The sequence below is a fragment of the Armatimonadota bacterium genome (assembly GCA_013359125.1).
Lineage (GTDB): Bacteria > Armatimonadota > Fimbriimonadia > Fimbriimonadales > GBS-DC > JABWCR01.
The window spans coordinates 37874-48520 of record JABWCR010000023.1 but is presented as its reverse complement, the minus strand read 5'-3'; the positions used below and the strand labels follow the sequence as shown (position 1 = coordinate 48520).

The 10647-nt window shown below is 59.7% G+C and carries 10 protein-coding genes; 2 read left to right on the top strand and 8 right to left on the bottom strand.

Annotated features, from left to right (window positions below):
* Nucleotides 1-173 precede the first annotated feature (173 nt).
* The 6 genes from HUU60_10675 to HUU60_10650 form a co-directional block, all read right to left on the bottom strand.
* On the bottom strand, nt 174-1034 hold the full coding sequence (locus HUU60_10675; protein ID NUL83172.1) for a GNAT family N-acetyltransferase: 861 nt from the start codon (nt 1032-1034) through the stop codon (nt 174-176).
* On the bottom strand, nt 1027-1497 hold the full coding sequence (locus tag HUU60_10670) for a hypothetical protein (GenBank protein ID NUL83171.1): 471 nt from the start codon (nt 1495-1497) through the stop codon (nt 1027-1029). Before HUU60_10670 ends, HUU60_10675 begins: the two co-directional genes overlap by 8 nt.
* 90 nt (nt 1498-1587) lie before the next feature.
* The gene (locus tag HUU60_10665) at nt 1588-2604 is read right to left on the bottom strand and encodes a hypothetical protein (protein ID NUL83170.1); all 1017 of its coding nucleotides are present in this window, start codon (nt 2602-2604) and stop codon (nt 1588-1590) included.
* Nucleotides 2601-2930, bottom strand: a complete 330-nt coding sequence (locus tag HUU60_10660; protein ID NUL83169.1) for a cyclic-di-AMP receptor — start codon at nt 2928-2930, stop codon at nt 2601-2603. The genes HUU60_10665 and HUU60_10660 overlap by 4 nt, the downstream gene beginning before the upstream one ends.
* Complete coding sequence (gene tmk, locus HUU60_10655; GenBank protein NUL83168.1) at nt 2927-3526, bottom strand: dTMP kinase; 600 nt, start codon at nt 3524-3526, stop codon at nt 2927-2929. The genes HUU60_10660 and tmk overlap by 4 nt, the downstream gene beginning before the upstream one ends.
* A 2-nt stretch (nt 3527-3528) precedes the next feature.
* Nucleotides 3529-5124, bottom strand: coding sequence for a hypothetical protein (locus HUU60_10650; GenBank protein NUL83167.1), 1596 nt, complete (start codon nt 5122-5124; stop codon nt 3529-3531).
* Between the two features lie 128 nt (nt 5125-5252).
* Between HUU60_10650 and HUU60_10645 the strand changes: the two genes are divergently transcribed.
* Together HUU60_10645 and HUU60_10640 are read left to right on the top strand one after the other, a co-directional pair.
* On the top strand, nt 5253-6866 hold the full coding sequence (locus HUU60_10645) for a hypothetical protein (protein ID NUL83166.1): 1614 nt from the start codon (nt 5253-5255) through the stop codon (nt 6864-6866).
* Nucleotides 6867-6904: 38 nt separating this feature from the next.
* Complete coding sequence (locus HUU60_10640) at nt 6905-9181, top strand: DUF1929 domain-containing protein (GenBank protein ID NUL83165.1); 2277 nt, start codon at nt 6905-6907, stop codon at nt 9179-9181.
* Here HUU60_10640 and pdxT read toward each other — a convergent pair.
* Together pdxT and pdxS are read right to left on the bottom strand one after the other, a co-directional pair.
* Nucleotides 9171-9734 carry a pyridoxal 5'-phosphate synthase glutaminase subunit PdxT gene (gene pdxT, locus HUU60_10635; GenBank protein ID NUL83164.1) on the bottom strand — a complete coding sequence of 188 codons (564 nt, stop codon included), beginning with the start codon at nt 9732-9734 and terminating at the stop codon, nt 9171-9173. The two genes, HUU60_10640 and pdxT, sit on opposite strands and share 11 nt — an antisense overlap.
* Nucleotides 9724-10629, bottom strand: a complete 906-nt coding sequence (gene pdxS, locus HUU60_10630) for a pyridoxal 5'-phosphate synthase lyase subunit PdxS (GenBank protein NUL83163.1) — start codon at nt 10627-10629, stop codon at nt 9724-9726. Before pdxS ends, pdxT begins: the two co-directional genes overlap by 11 nt.
* Between the last annotated feature and the right edge of the window lie 18 nt (nt 10630-10647).

Below are 10647 nucleotides of genomic sequence, written 5' to 3'. Positions count from 1 at the left end.
CCGCACCAAACGACGGGTGCGGAGGATCTAGCGTATACGATGATGCACCGTCAGCAAACGGCCTTTTGCGAGAATGTAGCACAATTTTGAGTACGAATCTCAACCCTGAACTGGCAAACTGCGACCTGTTCAGGGAGCGAAAGCGGAAAGGAGTTCTGAGTGGAATCTCATTCTTATAGCGCCTTCCATGCCCTGAGATAGGTGCGCCAGGGCTTGAAGCCCAGTTTGCCGTAGAAGTTCGCCAGATCCGTCCAATCGATAACGCATTGGCGCGCGCCGTGCGATTGAAGAACCCTCAGCGCGCCAATAAGCAGCGCCATGCCCAAGCCCTTGCCGCGCTCGCTCTTACCGATGCCGATCGGCCCCAAGCCGCCCCAATGCCGGCCCATCGCCGCCCGCCAAAAGACGCTGCCACCAAGGTCGGCGCTCGTCTCGTCAAAGATATGACTGAAACCGACCACCCGATCGCCTCGCCATAACAGCACAAGGCCGTACGTCTCTTGCTTCAGGCGATTGGCCGTGTCGTAATGCCATCGGCCGGGGAATTCTGTGCTTAAAAAGTCAAGAAGCTGCGACGGCTCGTCCAGCATCGCAATACGATAGCCAGAAGGCAGATCGACGCTGGGCAAGGCGATCTGACCCAGGTCGGCGCTCAGGTCGAAGGCCTCGCCTCCCATCTCAAATCCGTGGTCTTCCAAAAGCCGGATCAGCTCGGAATACTCCTTCGGAACGCCCGGCCACAGGTGAAACGGGTCGGCGCCGAACGAAAGCTTCTTGTACCCCTGTGCCCGCGCCTGATCGATTACAGCCGCCAATGCCGCCGCATCGCCGGCAAAGGCCGCAATCCAGCACGTGTTTTGGTCAAGCTCCGGCCACAACGGCTTTGGACGGCGCAACAGAGCGAGGCAACCGTCAGCTTGAACCCAATCGACGGGCGCCTCGCACTCTAAGAGATTGCGGCGGATGAGGCGTTCGTCGATCGGAAACAACTCGCCGTAGCTTGCGTTCCAAATCGACTGGATCTTCTCAATCATCGGTCAAAGATCGAAGGTGGTCGCCATATCGAAACAGGCCGCTTCGTGCACGGATCAGGCGGTTCATCAGGCCTCCTCCGTCCGAATCGATCACGTCTTGCAAGTTTTCGGGCGCAAAGAGCGCCTCCACGGCGTCGGTCGGGCGCCCGGCAAACTGCATGCCGATCTCAACATCGGTCGGATCGCAATCGATGTGGGCGATCAGATAAGGCTGAATGGCCGGAAATTGATGCATTAGGTCGGCCCGAACTTCCGAATAGGCGGCTTGGAAGGGTTCGCCGTTGCCACATCGGGCGGCATCGCAAATCAGATCGGAGAGCCGTTCAAAGTCCTGATAGAACTCCGCCAGAAGTTGTCTTTGGAGCTGCCAATCGACGGGCGCGGGCTTGCCCAACGCTTCAAGGACCGTCTCTTTCAGGTTGATCTCTCTTCCTCCAAGCCGAATCGAGCGCACGAACGACATGATGGGATTCTACCTAAAAGTTCTACGAGGGCGGACGAATCTCCTGCACAGGTTGTGGATAAGTCCAGAAGTCATCGCAACGGGTGGTGGCTATCGGGCGAGCGCCATTTCGACAAAGAGACGTTCGGAACTGATCTGAGCGTTGGCATTGCCCAGCGCGGCTGCTTTGGCCGCCATGGCCTCGGCGATCAATCGTTTAAGCCGGTCGGCGCCCTCGTGCCTGCCTTCGATCAGTCGCTCTTCCAAGGCGTCGCGCAATCGCTCGGCGACGAACTCGAACCCTCGCGCGATCGCCTGTCGGCTTCCGCCCGTTTCGGCTTCGAATCCGGCGCAGGCGGCCCGAAATCGTTCGGCCCGAAGCAACGCGCCGATCGGTCGGCCCGAAAGACCCTCCATCACGATCTGATCCAGCTCTTCCATGGCCGAAAGCGAAGGGCTTTCGTCAGAAATCGCCCATCGGATAGCCCTGCCAACGCGGCCCCGAGCCAGCGAGCCGAGTCTCATGGCTCGCTCTGGATCGGTCCCGATTAAAGCGGTCAGGCCGTTGGCGATCTCGTTCGCGGTCAAGGGTCCCAGCCGAATGATTCGGCAGCGCGATAGAATGGTGGGCAGCATGCCGTCGGTCGAATCGGCTGTCAGCAAAAACGTGTATCCCGGTGGCGGCTCCTCCAGCGTCTTCAGCAAGGCGTTGGCGGCGGATAGGTTCATCATTTGAGCTCGCTTGATGATGATGAAGCGCCCGCGCCCCATGACGGCGTGAAACGAGGCCCATTGCCGGGCGTTGCGGGTTTGTTCGATTTTGATCTGATCGGGCGATGGGGCGACGATGAGCACGTCGGGATGATTGGTAGGGCCGTCGGTCAGCGCGAACTGCAGGTTTCGCGGCAGTGGCGTTTCGCCCGTTCCGAAAAGCTTAGCGCACGATTCGCACTCATAGCACGGTTTGACATTGGACAGGCAGAGCCAAGCTCCGGCATAGGTGAGTGCGAGCGTGTACTTGCCTAGACTTTCGTCGCCTGCCAGCATCAGCGCGCTGGGGGGCGATTCGCCCGCAAGCGAACTAAGCAGTTGGTCGACAATGGCGGCGTGGCCTATGATGCTCTTCAAAACCGTTCGGACCTCTCGACATCGATCACAAAGACCACCGCGCCGCCCACTTGCACTTTAACCGGAGTCGGATAAAAACTTCCCAAAGGCGAGGCGTCGGGAGGCAGCACGTTGACGTACTGTTCGCGCGTGCGGCAATTCTCATCGATGATCTTTAGCGCTTCGTCCACTTGGTCGTCTTCGAGGCCGATCAGGTAGGTGGCGTTGCCTTCGCGCAAAAATCCGCCCGAGCTTCCGATTTGGGTGAACTTGAACTGATTGGTCAGCAGCGCGCCCGTAACGCGGTTGCGATCCTTGCTGTGCACGATGGCCATCAACAGTTTCATCGTAGGCTCCATTTCTGCGCGATAACCGTCCATACCTGCTTTTGGAGCGCTTCCGGGTCGAGACAGCCGTTTAGGAGAACAAATCGGTCGGGCGCGAGGGCGGCTTCTGTCAGGTAGCCGGTTCGGACCCTTTCGTGAAAGGCCGCGCTTTCTAGTTCGAACCGATTGCGCTCGGATTGTCGGCGAAGGCCGATGCCTGCGGGCAGATCGATCAGAAAGGTAACGGTCGGCATCAAACCTCCGGTCGCCTCTGCGTTCAGTTTGCGCAAGAGTTGCGGAGACTTGCCTCGCGCATAGCCTTGATAGGCGACGGTCGAGTCGGCAAATCGGTCGCAGACGACCCAAGCGCCCGACTTGAGCCAAGGCCCGATCTTGTTTTGCACATGCAAGCGGCGGTCTTCCAGAAAGAGCTTCAGTTCGGTCTCGTCGTCTAGATGGGCGATGTCGAGCAGCCGTTGGCGGATGTCGGGGTCGCCGCCTCCCGGTTCTCGCGTCCAATGGGCCTCGTCTCCTCGATTTTGAAGCTGCTCGACCAGCCAAATGCTGAGCGAGGTTTTGCCGGAGCCTTCGACCCCCTCGAACGAGACGAAGCGCACGTCTAACCGTCCAACGGCTCGTCCGAATAGATGGGCAGGATGCGCACTCGGCGCTGCGGTTCGTCGCCGATGCTCTCGGACAGCAGCCTGTACTTTTCGATCAACTGATGCTGAAGGCGTCGGAGATAACTGTTCTGCGGGCTCAGTTCGAGCGGTTGGGCGGTGTTCATCACCTGTTCGATGCCTAGCTCGGCTTCGTTCAGCGCGCGCTCTTCCGCGTCGGCGGCGCCGTTCGGTTGGATGTCTCGCAGGGCGGCTGCGATCTGGGCATAAGTGTTGCTTCGGACGACCACGATCGGGATGTGCTTGGAAATTGCATCGCGCACCTTGGGCGGGCGGCGCTGAAAGGTGGATTTGATAGCGACGACCACATCGGCCTCTCTCGGCTCGCGCACAATGTAGGACGGAATGCGGAGGTCTCTGAGCGCTTTTTCCAACCGACTGCGGCTGACGCCGTATGGGAATATTCGCACCGGGTCGTTTGGTTTCCGCTTAGGAGGCAAGAATTCGATCGGCGGTTCGTCTACGCGGTCCAGCGGTTCGTCCTCTCGCAACGGACGGGACCTGCCATCGCTCTTTTGAAGAATCTCGATCTCGCCGGTCTCGGTGCGCACTCGGATTTCGGGCCGTGGCGGGATGCCGCGCAAAATCCGATCGACGGTTTGGGCTACGTCTAAATGCGCGGCCAACTTTTCGAAGTCGAGAATCTCGATCAGCACGTCAAAAGTGGGCGGGGCTTTGCGCTCCTGGACGGTCTTTTGAGTGCCGCGGCGGCGCGCTTCTTCGTCCGAAAGCGTTACGGTGCCAATCCCGCCGACCAGGTCGGAGAGGGTTGGATTCTGAAGCAGATTCTCCAGGCTCGTGCCGTGGGCGGTGCCGATCAGTTGCACGCCGCGCTCTGCGATAGTGCGGGCGGCGTAGGTCTCGAGTTCGGTGCCGATCTCGTCGATCACGATCACCTCGGGCATGTGATTTTCGACCGCCTCGATCATCACGTTGTGCTGCAAATTGGGCTCGGGCACCTGCATCCGGCGCGCGCGCCCGATGCCCGGATGAGGGATGTCGCCATCCCCCGCGATCTCGTTCGAGGTATCGACGATGATGACCCGCTTGTCGAACTCGTCGGCCAGCACGCGCGCCATTTCTCTCAGTTTGGTCGTCTTGCCGATACCGGGGCGCCCCAGCATTAAAATGCTGTGTCCGCTTTCGACTAAGTCGCGGATAATGTCGATGGTGCCATAGACGGCGCGTCCCACTCGGCACGTAAGGCCGATGATGCGATCGTGCCGATTGCGTATGGCCGAAATGCGATGCAGCGTGCGGGGAATGCCGGCTCGATTGTCTTTGCCGAACTCGCCGATTCGCTCCACGACGTACTTGATGTCGTGCTCTTCGACAATCGCCTCTTCCCACCGGACGACGCGACCGACAAATCGCGCCTCGGGCACGCGGCCCAGGTCGAGCACAACCTCCAACAGGTCGTCGATCTGGGGTTCGGTCTGCAGAGACTGCCTTATCTGGATAGGCAGAATCTCCAACAACTCGGCCAGGTCGGACGACGCATCGCCGGTCTGATTAGGAAGGTTAGTGGAAGACATACCTTGCTTGTATCGATTGGAGAACCGCCGTTGCGCAGTCCCGCGAGTAGTATACCTGGGCGCTAGGCCCCGCAAAGCCTGGTAGTTCTTGCAGGGATTCGCCCCGCTTAGCCGAAAATAGTTCGCGTATGCTCAAAAAGCGAATTTGGGACGCCCCGATCGGCGTCTGGCTCCTTTCCATCATTTTTGGACTGCTTTATTACGCGATTCGATCCTTTTACATCGATCAAGACGAACTTCGGGACGCGATCTCTGCGCTCCGGTTCTTCGATCGCTCCGACGAGTGGTTCTTCCACGGCTGGCATCCGTTAGGGATGGCGCCGCTCGCCTTGCTTTACAAGCTCTTTTCGATCCCGTTGGGCGGCATGGAGCCGCTCGATGCGATGCGCATGATCGCGGCGGTTTGCTTTACGCTGACCCTGTTGTTGCTGTATAAGTGGATGTCTCAATGGGGATTGTCTCGCGGAAACGTTGTTCTGTTGCTGTTCTTTATGGGGGCCAATGCGACGCTGTGCGCTGCGACGATGGGCGGCCAGTTTATGGTAAACGGCTTGCTGGTCGTGATCTTTTGGGGCGCCGTCGGCAAGTTGTTCCGACAGAAAGAGCCTAACGCTTCCTCTCTAGGGCTTATCGCCGGGCTGATGACGGGGCTGCACATGCTGATGATCGTGCCCGCCATCGTCATTGGGCGACTGTTGGCCGGCCGGCAAGCGGCGGGCATGGGATCGTACTGGGCTTCGCTTCTCGGCCTAACGCTTCTGATCTACGGCGGGAGTTTTGCCCTGTTCGCGGGCGGGCCTCAGGGCAAGCCTGGCTTTGTCGATTGGATATTGGCGACCGAAGCGAACGAGAGCCCGACCATGTCTCCTCTTAGCATTGCCGCGCCGATTACGATGTTGGAGCGTTCGATCAACGCGATCTTGCCGCTGGGACCGGACATGTTGCGCTCACAGGACATCTTCCAATATCATGCCTCAGGCAATTTGAACAAGTTGCTGAAAGGCATGTTTCTGATCGTCGTTTGGGTTCCTTTGGTGATGCTCTTTGCAATTCGCGGTCGAGAACAACAGCGATTGAGCCGCGGATGGCCGCCGACCTTCAAGGCTCTGGGCATTTCGTTTCTGCTCCTTCTGCCCCTGGTCATCGTTTGGCAAGGCGCTACTTTGGGTCTGTTCTATTGGCTGATCCTCCATCTGACGCTTTTGGCAGGCATCTGGCTGGCACAGTTTACTGAGGAGAATCAGGCGCAGTTTGGGATGGGTTTGGCGCCGCTGTCTATCGTCCTGATACTGTTCAGCCTGCAGAAAGGGGCGACGCTGACGGACAAAAAGTGGGATCCGGAGCGAGACCTGGTGATCGCGATGAAGGGCGATTCCAGACCGAACGACATCATCGTCTCGAACTTAAAGCCGGCCTTCTGGTCGCTCTATTACAATCCGACGGCCGAACTCTACATGCCGCATCGCGAGGAAGACCCGTTAGCGATGATAGAGCGTTTGATGGAGAAAGCTCGCGCAGAGAAGAGAAGGATTATCGTCTGGGATCACAGTTTGAACGGCTCTGTATTGCGCGCGGCGGGTTACCCGACAATTGCCGCATGGCAGGAAAAAGCCGAAGAGGCGATTACAAAGTGGCAGGAGAACATGCCCATGCTTTGGCGAAACTCGGACATGTTCTATCTGACGCCCACTCGGAACCACTGGCCGATCCAGGTAACCAAGCACGACTTTAGCGACGAATAGCGGGAACCCAGGGCGCGGTTCCGGGCCTTATAATAAGCATGATGAGACGATGGGTCGCGCTGATTGCCGTCTGGTGCGCTGTGGCTCAGGCTCAGCAAGAGGGGCAGTTGGGCCGTTGGAGCTTTGTCAACAGCGATGCCGGCCAGCCCTTGCGCTGGCGTACGGACTATAACAACGCGCCGGGCTTTACCGCCGCACCGTGGTACGACGAGACCTCGCCGCACGGGATCAGTACGGACTTTCGTCAGACTTTTGGCATCGATTCTGCGCTTTTGCACACCAACTGGGTCGTCTTTTGGGGCGCGGGAACTCAAAACTTTTCTAACTCAAACCTCCGTACCGGCTACTCTCCAACCCTGCTCTGGAATCCTTTCGATCAGACAGAGCGGGGCCGGAGAGGCTTCGTCCGACACAATCGCGATCCCCAGCCGGGCTTGCCGGGCGAAGGTCAACCGACCATCGACGCAAACATCCACACCGGCGGCCACGTTCGCCTGCCGGACGGACGCCTCTTCGTTGTGGGGGGCTGTTGGTTTCGAGCGGATTTGAATTTTGCCTCGGACGGTTTGCGCTCGACCTATCTTTTTGATCCGGCGCGGTTCGATCCCTTTGTGCCGCCGACCAGCGCACTGGCCAGTCCGTGGCGATTGTTGACCCGCAATGGCTTGCCCTATAACTCGAACGATCCCGAGACAGTGCCCGTGCTGACCAATGAGGCGCGGCGCTATCCCAGCGCGCTGGCCATGCCGGACGGCAATGTGCTGGTGGTGGGCGGCACGATCGACAACCACAGCACGCAAAACTGTACGGGCGCGTTTCGATTCACCTCGACCTACGAACTCTATGACGCCGCGACCAATCGGTACATCGCCTATCCGTTGCGCGCCGAATCGTGCGTGGGGAACTGGTGGCATCCCGAAGATCAGCGGCGCTTTCTAGGCGACGGCTATCCGTGGGTGTTCCTCACCTCGCGCTTTAACGGCCAGGACGAGTTTGCTCGGATCGTCTACGCCGGGCAGCGCGAGCCGGTCTATACGCTCGATCCGTACAATCTGAGCGGCGGATGGACAAGGCGGACGCCGTTGGGAAACGCTCAGCGCAAGGTGCGAATTTGGGGGAGCGCCGCGCTGTTGCCTAATCCCGTTCTGAACCCGCAGACTCCGCAAGAACAGGCGCTCAATCAGATCCTGTGCTTTGGTGGATACGACCAGTGCACGATCGTCAGCACCGATACGGCGGAGATTCTCGACTTCAGCCAAGGCGATACGCCGCATCGGCGCGTTTTCGATCTGCCAGGGCCAAGGCTCGACGCAGACGGCGTGCTGTTGCCCACCGGTGAGATTTACATCCTGGGCGGACTGAACCGGAGCTACTTTGGAAGCTGCCAATGGAGCCGCGACAATATCTTGTTCGACACTTGGCTTTACACGCCTCCAGCGTCGGGCGCATCGAACGGCTCTTTTAGACCGGCGGCGCGAATGGACGAACTGGATCGCGATGGGTGCAATATATTCTGTAGCGGTAGCGAGACGCAGTGCGACCGGGGCTATCTGACCAAGGACGGCGCGCGCGGCCACCACTCCTCGGCGCTGTTGCTGCCGGACGGTCGAGTGTTGTCCAGCGGCACCGAAATGAAAGCCCCCGGCTCCGACTCCTGCACTGTGGTCAATCGATTTCCAACTCTCTTTGACCCGCCCTATTTGCTTAAAGACGGCGGCCAGCCAGAGCCGCGACCGACCATTCAGTCCATCAGCCGCACCGATCCATTGGATTATGGCGAGACGATCGTGATGAGCGTCGGCCTGCCAGGGCCGCTGGGCGAGAAGTTCGAGGTTTCTTCTATTGCCTTGATGCGGCCAGGCTCATCGACCCATGCCGTGAACTTTGAGCAACGATTGGTGCGTTGCAAGTTCGAGATAACCAGCCAATCGCCGCAACAGGCGAAGATCGAGGCAACCATGCCCTGGAGCCCGAACACGGCGCCGCCCGGCTGGTACATGCTGTTTGTGAACGTCAAGCGAATGTCGGACGGCAAGATCATCCCGAGCATGGCGCAGTGGGTGCGCCTCGATGTGCCGGCCGACTTTACGCCTTGGTCGGTCTCTGGCAGCGGGGGCAAGGGCATCAAGATACGCTTCTATGATCCGGCAAGCGGCCTGATGCTGCGACAGTACGATGCGCCTTCAGACGGCTTCGATGCTTTTGGCGCGTGCGGTCGAATGCGAACGTCTCTGCCGAAAGGCGTTTACAAAATCGAGGCGAACGGCTTGACGAAAGAGATGCTTTTTGTTCCTGGCGAAGGGTTCAGCCTCTGACCCACCATTTGTGGAATCGCCGGTCATCGGTCAATTCAGGGTGAAACGCGATGCCCGTGATAGCGCCTTGCCTCGCGCCGACGATGGCTCCGTCCAACGTAGCGATCGGCTCGGCCTCCGCGCCTGCCTCGGTGATGATCGGGGCTCGTATAAAGACGCCTTTCACTCGCGCCTTTAGCGGCGCAACATCGACCATCGCCTCAAAGCTCTCGATCTGTCGGCCATAGGCGTTGCGGCGCACGGTAACGTCCAACAGCCCCAACCGCGGTTGGTCGGACTCCTCGATGCGTTTGGCCAGCAGAATCAGCCCAGCACAGGTGCCCAATACTCTCATCCCCTGTTCCGCCCGACGATGGAGGGCCTCATCGATGCCGTATCGCGCCATCAGTTTGCCCATCACGGTGCTCTCGCCGCCCGGGATGATCAGCCCCTCCAGGTCGTCCAAGTCGGAGGGGCGGCGAACCTCAATTGCCTGCGCTCCCAGGCTCGTCAGCGTCTCGATATGCTTGGCAAAATCGCCCTGAAGCGCAAGGACGCCAAACCTACCAGCCACGCCCGGCCAAGGTCTCTTCTTGCGCCAGCTTGGACGCCTCTCGGCTGACCATCGGCTGCCCCAATCCGCGGCTGACCTCTGCCAGCACGACCGGGTCTTGATAATAGGTTACTGCATCGACGATCGCTTTGGCGCGCGCCTTAGGATTTTCGGACTTGAAAATGCCCGAACCGACAAAGACGGCCTCGGCGCCCAACCGCATCATCAGTGCGGCGTCGGCAGGCGTCGCGATGCCGCCCGCCGAGAAGTTCGGCACGGGCAGACGACCGGTCTCGCGCACCAGTTTGACCAGTTCGTAGGGCGCCTGCAGGTCTTTGGCGATCGTCATCAGCTCGTCCGCTCGGGCGGAGTGAATGCGCCGTATCTCGCGCATGATCGTCCGCATGTGTCGCACGGCCTCTACCACGTCGCCGGTACCCGCTTCGCCTTTGGTGCGGATCATAGCTGCGCCCTCGCCGATGCGTCGAAGCGCTTCGCCCAAGTTTCGAGCGCCGCAGACGAACGGTACGCGAAAGGCGTGCTTATCGACGTGGTGCTCCTCGTCCGCCGGGGTCAGCACCTCGCTCTCGTCCACAAAGTCGATCTCCAGCGCTTGAAGAATCTCGGCCTCTACAAAGTGCCCAATGCGGCACTTGGCCATCACGGGGATGGAAACCGCGCGCTTGATCTCGACAATCATCTGGGGGTCGGACATGCGTGCTACGCCGCCGTCTCGCCGGATGTCGGCCGGCACGCGCTCCAGCGCCATGACGGCGGCGGCTCCGGCTTCTTCGGCGATGGCGGCCTGTTCGGCGTCCACCACGTCCATAATGACGCCGCCTTTGAGCATTTCTGCCAGGCCGACCTTGGTCAGCCAGGTCGATTTATTGGTATCGGAATTGCCGTTCTTGGCCATAGTATCACCCTATGCTGA